This window comes from Vibrio sp. PSi01 (genome assembly GCF_054960695.1).
In genome coordinates, this window is record NZ_JBHNYN010000005.1 from 18,021 (window position 1) to 33,737 (window position 15,717).

Consider the following 15,717-nt stretch of genomic DNA (forward strand, 5'->3'; position numbering starts at 1 on the left):
AAAGGGAGAGCGTCGAATGCTCTCCCTCTTTTATTAATACGGCTAATTCAGCGAGTTAAGAAACGGTTTGAGTCACTTAAGCTGAAACCGAATTACTTAGTACCGAAGATTTTATCACCAGCATCGCCAAGACCAGGAACAATGTAGCCCTTGTCGTTTAGCTTCTCATCGATTGCAGCTGTGTAAAGCTCAACATCTGGGTGCGCTTTTTCTAGAGCCGCGATACCTTCAGGTGCAGCAACAAGGACAAGCACTTTAAAGACTTTACAGCCTTGCTCTTTTAGTAGATCAAGAGTTGCAATCATAGAACCGCCAGTCGCTAACATTGGATCAACAACTAGAGCAATACGCTCATCAATGTTAGATGCTAACTTGTTGAAGTACGGTACAGGTTCTAGTGTTTCTTCATCACGGTAGATACCAACTACACTAATACGAGCACTTGGCATGTGCTCAAGTACACCATCCATCATACCTAAACCAGCACGTAGGATTGGTACTACTGTTACTTTCTTACCCTTGATTTGGTCAACTTCTACTGGGCCATTCCAACCATTAATGGTTACTCGCTCAGTTTCGAAATCAGATGTCGCTTCATACGTTAGAAGGCTACCCACTTCTGTTGCTAGCTCGCGAAAACGCTTAGTGCTAATCTCACCTTCACGCATCAGGCCAATTTTATGTTTTACTAGCGGGTGTTTCACTTCAACAACTTTCATTTCCAACTCCGGCAATATTTAAACAAACCTGTAGATTATACACGAACTGTGTGGTTATTTCAGAATCTTTATTCTAATAAAAAAAACCGCGCAAACGTTTGCTCTTCGTAATCAAGCCCTGTTAGAATAGCGCCGTTTTCACATCCAACTTAAGTTCGAGGACTATCCCGTGAGTGGTAATACTTCTTCTCTAAGCTACAAAGACGCTGGTGTTGATATCGACGCAGGTAATGCACTAGTAGACCGTATTAAAGGTGCAGTTAAACGCACTCGTCGCCCTGAAGTGATGGGCGGTATTGGTGGCTTTGGCGCCCTATGTGAACTTCCAACGAAATACAAAGAGCCAGTACTGGTTTCAGGTACTGATGGTGTTGGTACTAAACTTCGCCTTGCTTTGGATCTGAAAAAACACGACACCATTGGTATCGACCTAGTGGCAATGTGTGTGAACGACCTAATCGTTCAAGGTGGTGAGCCGTTATTCTTCTTAGACTACTACGCAACAGGTAAGCTAGATGTAGATACAGCTGCAGACGTTGTTTCTGGTATTGCTGAAGGCTGTGTTCAAGCTGGTTGTGCACTAATCGGTGGTGAAACGGCTGAAATGCCAGGTATGTACGAAGGTGACGACTATGACGTAGCTGGCTTCTGTGTTGGTGTTGTAGAAAAAGCTGACATCATCGATGGCACTAAAGTAGCAGCAGGCGACGCACTTATTGCTGTTGGCTCAAGTGGTCCACACTCAAACGGTTATTCTCTAATTCGTAAAGTTCTAGAAGTTTCTGGTGCTGATAAGAGTGAAGAACTAGAAGGCCGCACAATCGGTGAGCACCTACTAGAACCAACTAAGATTTACATTAAGTCAGCGCTTAAGATGATTGCTGAGCATGACATTCATGCTATCTCGCACATCACAGGCGGTGGTTTTTGGGAAAATATCCCACGCGTACTTCCTGAAGGCACTAAAGCAGTGATTGATGGCAAGAGCTGGGAATGGCCTGCTATCTTCAATTGGCTACAAGAGAAAGGTAACGTGGAAACATTTGAAATGTACCGCACTTTCAACTGTGGTGTAGGCCTAGTTGTGGCTCTACCTAAAGATCAAGCTGAAGCAGCTGTTGAACTACTGAAAGCTGAAGGCGAAAACGCTTGGGTTATCGGTGAGATCGCAAACGCTGAAGCTGGTGAAGAGCAAGTAGAAATCAAATAAGTGATGTATTCACTTATTTAGTTAATCAATGAGGACCTAATGGTCCTCATTTTGCTATTTGGCCCGCAGAAAACCTTAGTTTATGTAGGTAAATTGTAAACAGTCCTGTTAACTAATCGTATGACCCACTCTATGAAAAATAATCACTCAAATAAAACCAGTCACTCTAAGAAAAACATCGTTGTTTTAGTTTCAGGAAGCGGAAGTAACTTACAGGCAATTTTAGATGCCTGCGATAACAATATGATTGATGCTTCTGTTAAAGCTGTGTTCTCAAACAAAGCAGAGGCTTTTGGGTTAGAGCGAGCAAAGGCCGCAGGTGTTAACGCACATTCTGTTAATCCAAAAAACTTTGGTTCACGCGAAGAGTTTGATCATGAATTGATGGTTCAAATCGATGCTTACCAACCCGATTTGATCGTGCTCGCGGGCTACATGCGTATTCTAAGTTCAGAGTTTGTTCGCCATTACGCAGGGAAAATGATCAACATCCACCCTTCTCTACTTCCTAAATACCCCGGCTTACACACCCATCAGCGCGCTATTGATGCGCAAGATAAAGAGCACGGTACAAGTGTTCACTTTGTAACAGAAGAACTCGATGGCGGACCTGTGATCTTACAAGCTAAGGTACCAGTTTTTGAAGACGATGATGCTGACATGTTAGCAAGCCGAGTCCTCACCCAAGAGCACTGTATTTATCCGATGGTCTGCAAATGGTTCGCTGAAGATCGTTTATTAATGGTAAACGGGCAAGCGATCTTAGACGGTATAGCATTGGGCAAGCACGGTTACGCAGAAGAGTAGTTCGTCAAAAACTAAATCAAATAAAAAGGCCGCTTACTGATCTTTTGGTTCAGTAAGCGGCCTCTCTTTTGTTCAGAGCAAATAATACTACCCGGAGGTTTTAGCTCAATGGCTCAGTCGGTGCTTGGCTCGCAACTTTTTTAGGTGCGTAAGCAACATCTTCTAACGCTTGATGGTTGTTACCTATCAGCTCACCAAAATGAAACAGCGCATATTCGCCAGGCTTCATTCTAAACCACTCCTCATTGCATGTAAGAGGTTGAGTTGCCACTACGGTAACTATATCGTTCGGCGTGGTCTCTTCTTGGAAGTTAATCTCAACGTCTTCATCAATTAAGCTCGCGTTGCCAAAAGGCGCGCGTCTTGTTATCCAGTACAAATGATTGGTACAGTACGTCATCACATACTCACCATCACTCAACAACATGTTGAAGACACCTTTATCTCGTAACTGGTCACAACACTCAGCAACAAAGCGAAACATGCCTTCCATGTCTTGAGGCGGTTCAGGAAAGCGATCCTCGAGCTGTTTTAATAACCAACAAAAAGAGAGCTCACTGTCCGTCTCACCTACCGGTCTGAAACGACCACTGATAAGATCATCGTAGTCTGTTAACTGACCATTGTGAGCAAAAGTCCAGTATCTTCCCCAAAGTTCGCGGGTAAAAGGGTGAGTATTTTCAAGATTAACCCCACCACGGTTGGCTTGACGAATATGACTGACAACAGCCTGGCTTTTAATTGGGTAGTTTTGAACCAACTCTGCGATCTTAGATTCACAGCTAGGGTTAGGATCTTTAAAAGTACGAAAACCCTTTCCCTCATAAAAAGTGATACCCCATCCATCACGGTGTGGACCTGTGTTACCTCCACGCTGCATCAGACCAGTAAAACTAAAACAAATATCAGTTGGCACATTCGCGCTCATACCGAGCAATTCACACATGGTTTAATCTACTCCCTATTAAAACCAGCAGAGCCTAAGCTGTGCTTTAAATCTCTGTAAACGACTATTCCATTTCTTTTTCAACAAGTTGAATCACAATATGAATAATCTTAATGTGAACTTCTTGAATGCGATCTGCGTAACCAAAATGTGGAACTCGGATTTCGATGTCTGCACAACCTGCCATTTTACCGCCATCTTTACCTGTTAGGGCGATGGTTTTCATGCCTTTCGCTTGAGCAGCTTCAATCGCTTTTAAAATGTTGCCAGAGTTACCAGAAGTCGACAAACCAAACAGCACATCACCTTTACGGCCTACCGCTTCTACATAGCGAGAAAATACGTGGTCGTAACCAAAATCATTACTCACGCAAGATAAATGGCTAGGATCTGAAATCGCAATACCAGCATAACCTGGGCGGTTCTCACGGTATCGACCAGTAAGCTCTTCCGCGAAGTGCATGGCATCACAGTGTGAGCCACCGTTACCACAAGAAAGCACTTTGCCTTCTTGTTTGAATGAGTCGGCAATCAGTTTTGCAGCCGCTTCAATTTGAGCGATGTTGTGGTCATCACTCAAGAACTTGTTAAGAACGTCAGCAGCTTCGTTCAATTCACTTTTGATTAGGTCTTGGTACATAAGGCTTATCTCTTATATTTTGTTACGCAACTTAAAGTACGTGAAATGAGAGCTGAGGGTTTTTCCCTCTTTTAACTGAGTTTACCCACAAACATGAAATAGTGTCGACACTTAAGCCCAAAGATTGCCACCTTTATTAACCAGTCACTGTCGATCCGCCCAAATATTCACCACCAACCTCTCACAATTAGAATTTTAACTCTATTCAGATCGCTTTTTATCCAATTTAGAGTTTTACAAATATTTAATATTTTGTTTACACTTAACTGGTTAGACCTCTTACCTAAAACTTAATAACAATAAGTGATCTCTGAAAAGGAAATCGATCATGAACATATTGCTCTCCCTACTCGGCATGACCGTCATCTTAGGCGTCTGTCTTTACCATAGAGTTAGTCTGGTGCGTGCATTAGTTGTACTAACCTGCGCGATGATAGCACTCACACTGTTTGGCGGCGTCGCGATTACTGGTTGGCTTTGTTACCTATTAGCGGTAGCGATTTTTGCTGTACCGACTATTCGTCAAACCCTAGTAAGCCAAAAGGCGCTTTCTCTATTTAAGAAAGTTCTACCAGCAATGTCTCAGACAGAAAAAGAAGCACTAGAAGCTGGTACGGTATGGTGGGAAGCAGAACTGTTCAAAGGCAAGCCTGAGTGGAAGAAACTTCAGAACATTGCTGATCCGAGACTCTCTGAAGCGGAACAAGCGTTTTTAGATGGTCCAGTAAACACCGTGTGTGAAATGGTCAATGATTACCAAGTCACTCATGAGCTTGCTGATTTGCCACCAGAAGTATGGCAATACCTGAAAGACCATAAATTCTTCGCCATGATCATCAAGAAAAAATACGGTGGCTTAGAGTTCTCAGCTTACGCTCAATCTTTGGTTCTACAAAAGCTAACTGGCGTTTCTAGTGTATTGTCATCGACGGTTGGCGTACCTAACTCATTAGGCCCAGGCGAGCTGTTACAACACTACGGAACAGAAGAACAAAGAAACCACTACCTCCCACGTTTGGCAGAAGGTAAAGAGATCCCGTGTTTTGCCCTAACTAGCCCAGAAGCTGGTTCAGATGCCGGTTCAATCCCTGATTACGGCATTGTATGTAAAGGAGATTGGCAAGGCGAAGAAGTACTTGGAATGCGTTTAACATGGAACAAGCGTTATATCACTCTTGCTCCTGTCGCAACCGTTTTAGGGTTAGCCTTTAAACTACGTGACCCTGATGGTCTGCTTGGAGATAAACAAGATCTTGGTATTACTTGTGCGTTGATTCCAACGGATTTAAAAGGCGTCGAGATTGGCAACCGTCACTTTCCGCTTAACGTTCCGTTCCAAAATGGCCCAACGAAAGGCGACGACCTTTTTGTGCCTATCGACTTCATCATTGGTGGTCAGAAAATGGCAGGTCAAGGCTGGCGCATGCTGGTTGAGTGTTTGTCGGTTGGCCGTGGTATCACACTGCCTTCAAACTCGACAGGTGGCATTAAATCTGCGGCATTAGCTACAGGCGCTTACGCTCGCATTCGTCGTCAATTCAAGCAACCTATCGGCCGTATGGAAGGGGTTGAAGAACCACTGGCACGTCTAGCAGGAAACGCCTATGTAATGGATGCGGCAAGTAACCTAACCGTCGCAGGTATCGACCTTGGCGAAAAGCCTTCGGTTATCTCTGCAATCGTTAAGTATCATTGTACCCACCGTGGCCAACGCAGCATCATTGATGCGATGGATATCGTCGGCGGTAAGGGCATTTGTTTAGGTCCATCCAACTTTTTAGCGCGTGGCTACCAAGGTTCGCCTATCGCCATAACAGTTGAAGGTGCAAACATCCTGACTCGTTCAATGATCATCTACGGCCAAGGGGCGATTCGTTGTCACCCTTACGTACTTAACGAAATGGAAGCCGCTTATTCTGAAAGCAGCGATGCGCTTGATAAGTTTGATTCAGCGTTAGCAGGGCACGTTAGCTTTACTATGAGCAACCTAGTCCGCAGCTTGTGGTTTGGTTTAACCGATGGTCGTGGTTCAGATGCACCAACACCATTAAATAAAACAGATAAACAGACACAGCGCTACTACCAACAGCTTAACCGCTACAGTGCCAACCTAGCGCTACTTTCTGACATCTCAATGGCCGTTTTAGGGGGGTCATTGAAACGCAGAGAACGCCTATCAGCAAGACTGGGTGATATCCTGAGCCAACTCTACTTAGGTTCAGCAACACTGAAACGCTTTGAAAGCGAAGGCAGCCACGCTGAAGATCTACCGCTAGTACATTGGGGTATGCAAGACAGCCTAAGACAGACAGAAGTCGCTATTGATGAGTTTTTAGCAAACTTCCCTAGCCCTGTGATTGGTCGTTTACTTCGCGTTGTATTGATGCCATTTGGCCGTATTCGTCGCGCACCAAACGACAAGCTAGATAGCCAAGTAGCGCATATTATTCAAACGCCGAGCGAAACACGTTCACGTATCGGCCGTGGTCAATACTTAGAAGCAACTGAACATAACCCAGTAGGTAAGATTGAGAAAGCACTCGAAGTGATTCTTCAAGCTGAGCCACTGTTCGATAAAGTTTGTAAAGAAACGCATCAAAAACGCGCTTTCTTACGACTAGACCTTGTCGCTCAATTAGGGCTTGAGAAAGGCATCTTAACGGAGAAAGAAGCTGCGTTGCTTGTCAGTGCAGAGGAACACAGACTGTATACAATTAACGTTGACGATTTCTCTCCAGAAAAGCTTGCTTCAAAATCACAGTACCCAGATCAATCAATTGAGAACGTTGCCTAGCATCGATAACCAAGACTAAACGAGACATTAAAATCGAACGGGTAGCTGAAGCAAACAAGCAATAAAAAACGGGACTCTTATGAGTCCCGTTTTTTTAATAACGACTATGATTCTTTACAATACCAACGCAAATCGGCCTTACACCAATGATTTATATGCCAATGCTCATACTTACAAAGACCATATAGCTTGTAAGCTTACTTAGGTGCCTTTAACTGCATTTCTGGTTGAGCCTTTTTCTTCACTTTCACCTTTCGAACCACAAACCAAACCAACAAACCCAATAGAATCGCGATCACATTGCCCACAGCTATAATGATCATACTACGTTGCCTGTCATCTTCTCGCTTCTGAAGTATCATTAATTCTGCTGCGATACGCTTTTGCTCCTCAAGCGCTTCTGCTTGAAGGCGTCGTGACTCCGCTAAATCGATATCTTCAACAACGCTGTACGATTGCTCAGTAATTGGGAAAATCAGCGGACGCTGGCTTGAAGCATCAGTGGCATAAACCATCCCCGACCAGTTATAAATACCCAGTTCACCAGCGTAAGGTACCTCTAGAGACACTTTCATTGCATCAACCATAGCTTGGCCTTGTCTGTACATAACAAACTCATCAGGAGCCTTGTGCTCAACATGAACCGCCAAAGAGCTGGGCGCGACCATGCCTTGCTCGCCGGACACAACGATAGTATGAGGTAAACCCTCTTTGCGAGACTGGATAAAAGTAGTGGTAATGGGGGTTGGATACACGAGTACTTCTTGTTCTTGCGCTCGCAAAAACACGCCATTGCCAGAGGTTATACGAGCTCGGTATTTACCCGGTTCAATATCAATAGGTAACGATACTGTGAATACGCCATCTCCGGCTTTTTCGTCTAAACCTGTACCGTCGTCGGCAAACTCTCCCATCACAACAGGGACCGGGCGCGCCTCTCTCACTAAAGACTCTTCGTTTTCGACAAACTTAGTAAACGTCACCTTGAGCTTCACGCGATCCAGAAAATCACGCAGAACAAGAGGTTTGCCATCTGAGGTCAAACGAGCGGTGAACTTGATGTGTTCGGTTTGATACAACTTATTTGGAAATTCGTTGGCATCCAAAACCAAATGAGACAATAGTTTAATGTTGTTCTTAGGTGAGACTTTACCTATCGCTTGCCAAGGGCCTGGCATTGGCTTATCAATAGAGACAATGTCCATAGATGATTCTTCGTACCAACGGACGTTATCAGCATTGCGCCAAGAGTAGTATTTCTTGCCATCAGGGCGAACCAAAACGACGGGTTTAGAGTTATCGGCTCGATAAATCACAAAGGTGACTTGTTCAATACTGGGATCAACGCGAAAACGGTTATCCAATAAACTCATTACGGATTCCGTTGCTGCATGTAAGCTAAAGCTTAACAGCAATAAGTAACCGGTAGCCAATACCCTTAACATACTTTCTCCCTACTGACGCCAAAGGCAGCTTCCGCTTTTCTCGACGAGGTCTAAACGATTTTGATGCGCTTCTACTTCATCGGCCGTAGCTCGTAAAACCTTTAGGGATTTTCGACCACTTTCTACTCTTCGTATACTTTCGGCTTCGCCTTCTTGTTGGCCAGCGTTAAATTGTAGCGAAGTTTGCCCACCCGTCATCAATAAGTAGACGTCGGCTAGGATCTCCGCATCGAGCAATGCGCCGTGGAGAGTACGGTGCGAGTTATCAATACCGTAACGGTCACATAAGATATCTAGGTTGTTTCTTTTACCTGGGAATATCTTCTTCGCCATTGCCAAGGTATCGGTGACTTTGCAGTAGTCATCCGTTTTACCTATCGCTGGATTAAGCTTCTCAAACTCATAGTCCATAAAACCCGTATCGAAGGGCGCATTATGAGCCACCAGCTCCGCACCTTTGATAAAGTCGAGAAACTCTTTATGTATATCTTGGTATTCAGGCTTATCAATCAAGAATTCATCGGTAATACCATGAACGCCAATCGCCTCTTCTTGAATCGCACGATCGGGCTTGATGTACACGTGGAAATGACGCCCGGTCAACCTACGGTTGATGATCTCTACTGCACCAATTTCAACGATGCGGTGGCCCATATAGTGAGGACCACCTTCTGTATTCATACCTGTGGTTTCGGTATCGAGTACAACAATGCGCTTATTTTCGTTCGAACTGTTTTTTTCGTTCGTGCTTTGTTCTGGAGTGCTACTGGTATTCATAAGGATAACTGTGTCAGACTATGCCGATAATGTGCTTGAGGTAATAGTATCAAATCATGACGAAACAAGTTGAAATTTTCACTGATGGTTCTTGTTTAGGTAACCCTGGTCCGGGTGGCTATGGTATCGTACTTCGCTACAAAAAAGTCGAAAAGACACTAGCAGAAGGCTTCACGCTAACAACCAATAACCGTATGGAAATGCTCGCCGCTGTTGTTGCTCTCCAAACCCTCAAAGAGCCTTGCTCTGTGATTTTGACCACCGATAGCCAATACGTACGCCAAGGTATCACACAGTGGATTCACAACTGGAAAAAGCGAGATTGGAAAACAGCTGATAAGAAACCTGTTAAAAACGCCGATCTTTGGCAAAGGCTTGATAAAGAAACTGCTCGTCACACCGTTGATTGGCGCTGGGTAAAAGGACATGCGGGACACAGAGAAAACGAAATGTGTGATGACCTAGCGCGAACTGCGGCTGAGAATCCAACTCAAGAGGATACTGGTTATCAACCAAGCTAATTATCTTAGTTCAATTCGATGTAACATTTGAACCAAGATAGTTTCTCGAACTGATTGATAACTTATTAAAGAAATTGATAATTTCTTAGCCCAATGAATAGATGAAAAGCCGACCTCTAGTCGGCTTTTTCTGTATTTAGCGGGTATGAAGCTTTGGCTGAATCCATTGTACGACGCGTATTGGTTCTAAAGCTCGCTCCAACAGGAGAAAAACGTCGTTTAAGGTGCCAATGAGGCTTAATCGGTTTGAGCGGATAAGTACGCTTGCGAGCAACAATAAAGTATTGGCTTCCCGCAAAGGATGCACAACCGCCCAAGCTATTCTCTAACCACGTCCACATCGCCTGATATTTACTCATCGGAAACAGCGCGTAGGTATCACAGTGGATCACTTCATAATTTAGTACACCTAACCAGTCTTTAACTCGACTTGGCGTATACATGCGCCCACTCCAAGGTAAACTGTTTCTTCGCCAAGGTAGTAAACTCGCAAGCCCAGTAAGACTAAACGGATTAAAGCCTGTGATGATAATATAGCCATCGTCCATCATCACTCGGTCAACTTCTCTCAATAACCTATGTGGGTCATTGCTATAATCTAATTGATGACTGAGCACCACAACATCAAAACTTTTCTCTAAAAAGGGTAAATTATAGCCATCCGCTATCACATTATGTAATGGGTTCTGGATATCTAGGTTTACTTGATGTTGAATGTTGCATGTGCAGCTAGAAATCTCACTACTGAGGCCGCCGAGCTTGAGCATGTGGTAACCAAAAAGCTTTGGACACCACTCATCGAGTCGAGTTTGAATTGATTCTCTCAACCAGTCCCCATTGTGCAACTGTGCCCAAGTGTAAGGACGCTCAAACTTCTTTCTGCTACGCGCTGGCTTCATCAATAATCTATCTCACTTATTCTGTCTCACTAAAAGTGACTGGAGATCCAATAATGTTACATATCAAAAGCATACCTGCATTTAACGATAATTACATCTGGCTGATTGAAAATAGCGATCGCCGTTGTGCTGTCGTCGACCCTGGTGATGCGGCTCCAGTATTAGAGTACTTGGCACATCATGAGCTAACTTTAGATGCAATCTTGATTACACACCACCACCATGATCACATTGGTGGCGTTCCAGAATTAGTAAGGCAACACCCTGGCGTTGATGTAGTGGGCCCAAAGAACGAACCGATCCCAACGTTGACTCACCCTGTCGACGATGGTGACCAGTTAGAGCTGTTTGGCGAAGTCTTTCTAGTACTTGGGCTCAGTGGACACACCGCAGGTCACATCGGTTATGTCGGTGATGCTAAGTTATTTTGTGGCGATGTATTGTTCTCAGCGGGTTGTGGTCGAATCATGGAAGGCACACCACAACAAATGTTTGACGCGCTGAATAAGATCACGGCACTTCCTCAAGAAACGGAAGTCTATTGTGCACACGAGTACACAGCAGCTAATGTCGCTTTCGCACTTGCCGTTGAACCTGATAACCAACATTTGCAGCAATATCGAGACCAAGTAAACCGACTGCGCGCTCAGAATAAGTCGACCATCCCCACAAATTTGAGACAAGAGAAGTTTGTGAACCCTTTCTTACGTTACACAGAGCCAAGTGTAGTTAAATCAGTATCTAATCGTACCGAGCAGACCGATCCTTTATCAGTCTTTACCGCTTTACGTGCGTGGAAGAACGAATTTTAACAAATCCATACTTGTCACTCATAGGGAGTGGCAAGTATTATCAGCAGCCGTTTATTAAAAAGGCTGTAACATGCGAGTTAAGTACAGCTGGGCTTTGGTATTACTACTTTCTGGTTGCCAATTAACTCAGTCAGAGAATCCAGACCAAGCTTCCGAGCAAACCAACACATCTCCTACTAAAGAAGTTTCTCAAACGAACGTTTCATCAGAAGCGACCAAAGAAGAATCCAAAGTTGAAGCACCTATCGTTACTCCACAAACACAAGAAGATGTTTGGAAACGCATTGCGATGCAACTTGAAATGGAAGTACCCGACGAAAAGAAAGTCGACTACTACCGAACTTGGTATCTAAAACACCCTAGTCACCTCAAAACCGTCTCACAACGTGCTGAACCTTTTCTTTATCTGATTACGACGAAGATTGAAGAAAAAGGGTTGCCATTAGAATTGGCGTTGTTGCCAGTTGTAGAAAGTTCTTTTGATGCGTTTGCCTACTCTCATGGCAGTGCTGCAGGACTATGGCAATTCATTTCTGGCACCGGCAAAGACTATGGGCTAGAACAGAACTTCTGGTATGACGGTCGTCGTGACGTAGCCGCTTCTACCGATGCGGCATTGGATTTCCTTTCGGACCTAAATAGACGCTTTGATGGCGATTGGAACCATGCGATTGCGGCCTACAATAGTGGTGGCGGTCGAGTAAACAGCGCAATTCGTAAGAACAAGAAACTAGGTAAACCAATCGACTTCTTCTCTCTAGATTTACCAAAAGAGACCAGCAGCTATGTTCCTAAGCTACTCGCGCTGGCTGATGTAATCGCAAATCAAGAGAAATATGGAATTGATATTCCAGCTATTCCTAACAAACCCGTATTAACTCTGGTGAACCCAGATGAACAGCTCGATCTCGCGATTGCTGCTAGCTACGCAGGTATTCCAGTTAAAGAACTGCAAGGCTACAATCCGGCTTATAACCAGTGGGCGACGGCACCAGAAAAACATCAGCAATTATTGCTTCCTCTAAGCTCTGTTGAAAAGTTCAACAAAGAAGTGGCAGCTAATAAAGGCAAAGGTATGAAATTGGTGCGCTATAAAGTGCAATCTGGCGATAGCATCAGCGTACTGGCGAGTAAATACAGCACCACCAGTAAAGTGATTCGCTCTGCAAACGGGATGAGCAACAACAATATCCGTATTGGTCAGCACCTGCTTATCCCAACCTCAACCAAAGACGACAAAACATATGCACTAAGCGCTTCAAACCGCCTAGCAAACACACAGTCGAAGAGTCGCGGCCAATATAAGCTCAGTCATACAGTAAAAAGTGGTGACAGCTTATGGACGATTGCGCGCGCAAACAAAGTCTCTCACCAATCGCTGGCTAAGTGGAATGGTATGGGGCCACGCGACACACTTCGAGTTGGTCAAGAACTGGTCATCTGGAAGAATAGTTCAGACGGCTCTATCATACGCACTGTCTTCTATAACGTAAGATCAGGTGACACAGTCAGCGGTATTGCATCAAAGTTCAAAGTAAAAAGTGCAGATGTTGTAAAATGGAACACTTTGCAGAACAAGAAATACCTACAGCCAGGACAAAAACTGAAGCTGTATGTTGATGTAACTAAGGTAAGTGTATGAACCCGTCAAGCAACCCACTCGTCATGCTGTTGGATATTTTCCGTTCACCAACGGCTTGTTTCTTAGCGCTTTATCAACGAAGTGCTTGGGGATGGCAACCCTACGTCGTATTAATACTCAGCCCATTTTTATTTTGGGGTGCCTATTTTTCAAATGTAGATTTTGCATGGTTAAGTTCAGAATTGTCACAGCAACTGGCTGAAACTAATCCTGACCAATTGGCATTACTTGACAGCAATACTCTACTCGCGAGCGAAATCATCAGTGATGTATTTGGCCGTACACTAAGCATTGCTCTGTTGGCATTCTGGTTTAACCTCGCAACAAAGCCAAGCCAACATCAGCATAGTTACTGGAGATGGTTTGCCGCTTCATCGGTTGTGATGTTCCCTGCGGTTTTAGGTGATGTAGCAAGCTACGCAAGCCTACTCCTCAAACATGGACAGGTGATGAGCTACGCCGCTGACTTGAACAGCTTAAACGGCTTAATCAAGTTACCACTAACCAATGACTGGTCACAGTTCGCGAGCTCATTACCGCTTTTGTTACCTTGGTACATCGTGCTAGGTTATGCCGCAGTGCTGACGTGGACTGAATTTGAACGCGGACAAGCACTGGTCATCTCTGGTTTGCCATGGGTTGGTTACTACCTAATCTGGGCTCTCTACATTTTAATATTCTAAGCTTGAGTCGATAAAATAAAGGCTAGAGGATACTCACTAGTCTATTTGTTTCATTAGCTAATTATTAAAAGTAACCACTGTGCAAATAGCTAATTGCCATTGGCTTGTTACTATCTAGCCTTAAAGGTCACTCGCATTGGGTTATGATCAGAAGCGTCCGTAATGGGCGCTTTTGCTTTTTCTACCTCTAACCCTCGATAGAACACGTGGTCAAGCACCAAACCTGTCATAAACTGAGTTCGGTTATCAGGGTCAAAAACAACCTCGGTCAGACCAACTTTTTCCAACGCCTCTTTCAATACCGCAAAGCGAGCTTCGCTCCAGCTGTTAAAATCGCCAGCAAAAATGACTGGTCCGCGATATTTTTGCAGGTTATCGGTTAGGCTTTTAAGCTGAGCTTTATAATCTTCGGTGCCAAACGTAAAGTTCACGGCATGGATATTAATGACGGCAAGCTCTTCTCCATTACTTAACTGATAGCGAGACCAAAGTGCAGATTTAGGCAGTTGAAGCCAAGGCTCTTCATGAGTATATGCACAAGCTTCGATCGGTAAATGGGTCGCTAGACTAAGCACACCCGCACTTTGTTCAAAAACTTCAAACGCATTAACACGAGTACTTCCCCACTGTCCGCTTGTCACCCATTGACTAAGCTCTTTAGTCATACGTGCTTCTTGTAACAACACTAAATCACTTCCCTCCGTCAATTGATTCAGTTCATTCTGCCAGTTATTGCGGTTTTGCTTGTAGATATTCCACACAATTAGGCTCAATCCGTCTGAAACATCAATCGATTTAGGTAGTGAATTTTGATAGCAACTATAGGTATCGTTACTGGTGCTATAAGAGGAAGTAACCAGATTAGGTTTTTGAGGAATAACGAAGATAAGATGAAAACTAGCAACAACAAGTGTTATCAAAACTGCGATAACAATGATGGTTTTCTTAAACATACAACACCCACCAGAAATGAAAAAGGAGCGATAAGCGCTCCTTTTAGGGTAATCGTTTTTTATACAGCGTCTTCGTCTTCTTCGCCAGTACGAATACGTACCACACGTTCAACATCAGTAATGAAGATCTTACCGTCACCAATCTTACCGGTTTGAGCCGTTTCGATAATGGTATCTACGCATTGATCCGCAACTTCATCAGTCACGACAATTTCTAATTTCACTTTTGGCAAAAAGTCGACCATATACTCTGCGCCACGGTATAGCTCAGTATGACCTTTCTGACGTCCGAAACCTTTTACTTCAGATACAGTCATACCTGTAATGCCAACTTCTGCAAGTGCTTCACGTACATCATCAAGCTTAAATGGCTTGATAATCGCTTCAATCTTTTTCATGTTCATCCCTTAAACTGTACGAATAGCTCATTATCGGTTAGCTATTGTAAACATTCAATGAAAAAAGCCAGAGCTTTAAAGCTCTGGCTCGAAATTTATCATCTTGTTTAATTAGCGCTTTGAGGAAACTTTATTTAAGGCTTGCATAGTAAGCAGCTAGGTTCGCGATATCATCATCACTTAACATTGAAGCTTGAGCTTGCATTACAGCTGCTAAGCCGCCATTACGTTGCTTTGTTTTGTACGCGTTAATTGATGACACAATATACTGTTCATTCTGTCCCTTGAGGTTCGGGTAACCGGGGATGACAGCGATTCCATCTGCACCATGACATGCTGCACAGATTGCGGCTTTAGCTTGACCTGCGGCAACATCCCCTGCCAGAGCATTACCACTCAATAGTCCAAATCCAATAACTAATCCTAGTGTAATTTTCTTCATTGCATATTCCATTAATTATTTTTATTAAA

At 44.0% G+C, this 15,717-nt stretch carries 16 protein-coding genes; 7 read left to right on the forward strand and 9 right to left on the reverse strand.

The window, feature by feature from the left end; genetic code table 11:
• Positions 1 to 92: 92 nt before the first annotated feature.
• Positions 93 to 719 carry a uracil phosphoribosyltransferase gene (upp, locus tag ACFI6G_RS09140; protein ID WP_010436563.1) on the reverse strand — a complete coding sequence of 209 codons (627 nt, stop codon included), beginning with the start codon at positions 717 to 719 and terminating at the stop codon, positions 93 to 95.
• A 169-nt stretch (positions 720 to 888) separates the two neighbouring features.
• Between upp and purM the strand changes: the two genes are divergently transcribed.
• Positions 889 to 1,929 carry a phosphoribosylformylglycinamidine cyclo-ligase gene (gene purM / locus ACFI6G_RS09145; RefSeq protein ID WP_010436562.1) on the forward strand — a complete coding sequence of 347 codons (1,041 nt, stop codon included), beginning with the start codon at positions 889 to 891 and terminating at the stop codon, positions 1,927 to 1,929.
• A gap of 132 nt (positions 1,930 to 2,061) precedes the next feature.
• The gene (gene purN, locus ACFI6G_RS09150) at positions 2,062 to 2,736 is read left to right on the forward strand and encodes a phosphoribosylglycinamide formyltransferase (protein ID WP_010436560.1); all 675 of its coding nucleotides are present in this window, start codon (positions 2,062 to 2,064) and stop codon (positions 2,734 to 2,736) included.
• A gap of 100 nt (positions 2,737 to 2,836) precedes the next feature.
• Here the strand turns inward: purN and ACFI6G_RS09155 are convergent, their stop codons facing one another.
• Both ACFI6G_RS09155 and lpcA read right to left on the reverse strand, forming a co-directional pair.
• Positions 2,837 to 3,682 carry a class II glutamine amidotransferase gene (locus ACFI6G_RS09155; RefSeq protein WP_010436557.1) on the reverse strand — a complete coding sequence of 282 codons (846 nt, stop codon included), beginning with the start codon at positions 3,680 to 3,682 and terminating at the stop codon, positions 2,837 to 2,839.
• Positions 3,683 to 3,746: 64 nt separating this feature from the next.
• The gene (gene lpcA / locus ACFI6G_RS09160; RefSeq protein WP_010436554.1) at positions 3,747 to 4,322 is read right to left on the reverse strand and encodes a D-sedoheptulose 7-phosphate isomerase; all 576 of its coding nucleotides are present in this window, start codon (positions 4,320 to 4,322) and stop codon (positions 3,747 to 3,749) included.
• Positions 4,323 to 4,650: 328 nt separating this feature from the next.
• Between lpcA and fadE the strand changes: the two genes are divergently transcribed.
• Positions 4,651 to 7,116, forward strand: a complete 2,466-nt coding sequence (fadE, locus tag ACFI6G_RS09165; RefSeq protein ID WP_065101113.1) for an acyl-CoA dehydrogenase FadE — start codon at positions 4,651 to 4,653, stop codon at positions 7,114 to 7,116.
• 197 nt (positions 7,117 to 7,313) lie between these two features.
• Here fadE and ACFI6G_RS09170 read toward each other — a convergent pair whose 3' ends face one another.
• Positions 7,314 to 8,561, reverse strand: a complete 1,248-nt coding sequence (locus ACFI6G_RS09170) for a TIGR03503 family protein (RefSeq protein ID WP_016767576.1) — start codon at positions 8,559 to 8,561, stop codon at positions 7,314 to 7,316.
• A gap of 9 nt (positions 8,562 to 8,570) precedes the next feature.
• Positions 8,571 to 9,338, reverse strand: coding sequence for a DNA polymerase III subunit epsilon (dnaQ, locus tag ACFI6G_RS09175; protein WP_010436546.1), 768 nt, complete (start codon positions 9,336 to 9,338; stop codon positions 8,571 to 8,573).
• 56 nt (positions 9,339 to 9,394) lie between these two features.
• Between dnaQ and rnhA the strand changes: the two genes are divergently transcribed.
• On the forward strand, positions 9,395 to 9,859 hold the full coding sequence (gene rnhA, locus ACFI6G_RS09180; protein ID WP_010436543.1) for a ribonuclease HI: 465 nt from the start codon (positions 9,395 to 9,397) through the stop codon (positions 9,857 to 9,859).
• A 116-nt stretch (positions 9,860 to 9,975) separates the two neighbouring features.
• Here the strand turns inward: rnhA and ACFI6G_RS09185 are convergent, their stop codons facing one another.
• On the reverse strand, positions 9,976 to 10,758 hold the full coding sequence (locus tag ACFI6G_RS09185; protein WP_010436540.1) for a class I SAM-dependent methyltransferase: 783 nt from the start codon (positions 10,756 to 10,758) through the stop codon (positions 9,976 to 9,978).
• Positions 10,759 to 10,811: 53 nt separating this feature from the next.
• Here ACFI6G_RS09185 and gloB point away from each other — a divergent pair, with 53 nt between their 5' ends.
• From gloB to ACFI6G_RS09200, 3 genes are all read left to right on the forward strand, one after another.
• Entirely contained in the window at positions 10,812 to 11,570 is a 759-nt protein-coding gene (gene gloB / locus ACFI6G_RS09190; RefSeq protein WP_010436538.1) for a hydroxyacylglutathione hydrolase, read from the forward strand.
• Between the two features lie 70 nt (positions 11,571 to 11,640).
• Entirely contained in the window at positions 11,641 to 13,212 is a 1,572-nt protein-coding gene (locus ACFI6G_RS09195; protein WP_010436536.1) for a LysM peptidoglycan-binding domain-containing protein, read from the forward strand.
• Entirely contained in the window at positions 13,209 to 13,895 is a 687-nt protein-coding gene (locus tag ACFI6G_RS09200; protein WP_010436533.1) for a YIP1 family protein, read from the forward strand. The genes ACFI6G_RS09195 and ACFI6G_RS09200 overlap by 4 nt, the downstream gene beginning before the upstream one ends.
• A 110-nt stretch (positions 13,896 to 14,005) precedes the next feature.
• Here the strand turns inward: ACFI6G_RS09200 and ACFI6G_RS09205 are convergent, their stop codons facing one another.
• The 3 genes from ACFI6G_RS09205 to ACFI6G_RS09215 all read right to left on the reverse strand — a co-directional run bounded on the left by ACFI6G_RS09205 (position 14,006) and on the right by ACFI6G_RS09215 (position 15,688).
• A complete protein-coding gene (locus ACFI6G_RS09205; protein ID WP_010436530.1) occupies positions 14,006 to 14,848 on the reverse strand; it encodes an endonuclease/exonuclease/phosphatase family protein in 843 nt (280 codons plus the stop codon).
• A 59-nt stretch (positions 14,849 to 14,907) separates the two neighbouring features.
• On the reverse strand, positions 14,908 to 15,246 hold the full coding sequence (gene glnB / locus ACFI6G_RS09210) for a nitrogen regulatory protein P-II (RefSeq protein WP_004738609.1): 339 nt from the start codon (positions 15,244 to 15,246) through the stop codon (positions 14,908 to 14,910).
• Between the two features lie 130 nt (positions 15,247 to 15,376).
• Positions 15,377 to 15,688 carry a c-type cytochrome gene (locus tag ACFI6G_RS09215; RefSeq protein ID WP_010436524.1) on the reverse strand — a complete coding sequence of 104 codons (312 nt, stop codon included), beginning with the start codon at positions 15,686 to 15,688 and terminating at the stop codon, positions 15,377 to 15,379.
• Positions 15,689 to 15,717: the final 29 nt, after the last annotated feature.

Coding starts and splice junctions, on each gene's coding strand:
- glnB (WP_004738609.1), bottom strand. CDS start 15,246: ATGAAAAAGATTGAAGCGATTATCAAGCCATTTAAGCTTGATGATGTA.
- ACFI6G_RS09155 (WP_010436557.1), bottom strand. CDS start 3,682: ATGTGTGAATTGCTCGGTATGAGCGCGAATGTGCCAACTGATATTTGT.
- gloB (WP_010436538.1), top strand. CDS start 10,812: ATGTTACATATCAAAAGCATACCTGCATTTAACGATAATTACATCTGG.
- upp (WP_010436563.1), bottom strand. CDS start 719: ATGAAAGTTGTTGAAGTGAAACACCCGCTAGTAAAACATAAAATTGGC.
- purN (WP_010436560.1), top strand. CDS start 2,062: ATGAAAAATAATCACTCAAATAAAACCAGTCACTCTAAGAAAAACATC.
- ACFI6G_RS09215 (WP_010436524.1), bottom strand. CDS start 15,688: ATGAAGAAAATTACACTAGGATTAGTTATTGGATTTGGACTATTGAGT.
- ACFI6G_RS09200 (WP_010436533.1), top strand. CDS start 13,209: ATGAACCCGTCAAGCAACCCACTCGTCATGCTGTTGGATATTTTCCGT.
- ACFI6G_RS09185 (WP_010436540.1), bottom strand. CDS start 10,758: ATGAAGCCAGCGCGTAGCAGAAAGAAGTTTGAGCGTCCTTACACTTGG.
- ACFI6G_RS09170 (WP_016767576.1), bottom strand. CDS start 8,561: ATGTTAAGGGTATTGGCTACCGGTTACTTATTGCTGTTAAGCTTTAGC.
- lpcA (WP_010436554.1), bottom strand. CDS start 4,322: ATGTACCAAGACCTAATCAAAAGTGAATTGAACGAAGCTGCTGACGTT.
- ACFI6G_RS09205 (WP_010436530.1), bottom strand. CDS start 14,848: ATGTTTAAGAAAACCATCATTGTTATCGCAGTTTTGATAACACTTGTT.
- dnaQ (WP_010436546.1), bottom strand. CDS start 9,338: ATGAATACCAGTAGCACTCCAGAACAAAGCACGAACGAAAAAAACAGT.
- rnhA (WP_010436543.1), top strand. CDS start 9,395: ATGACGAAACAAGTTGAAATTTTCACTGATGGTTCTTGTTTAGGTAAC.
- ACFI6G_RS09195 (WP_010436536.1), top strand. CDS start 11,641: ATGCGAGTTAAGTACAGCTGGGCTTTGGTATTACTACTTTCTGGTTGC.
- fadE (WP_065101113.1), top strand. CDS start 4,651: ATGAACATATTGCTCTCCCTACTCGGCATGACCGTCATCTTAGGCGTC.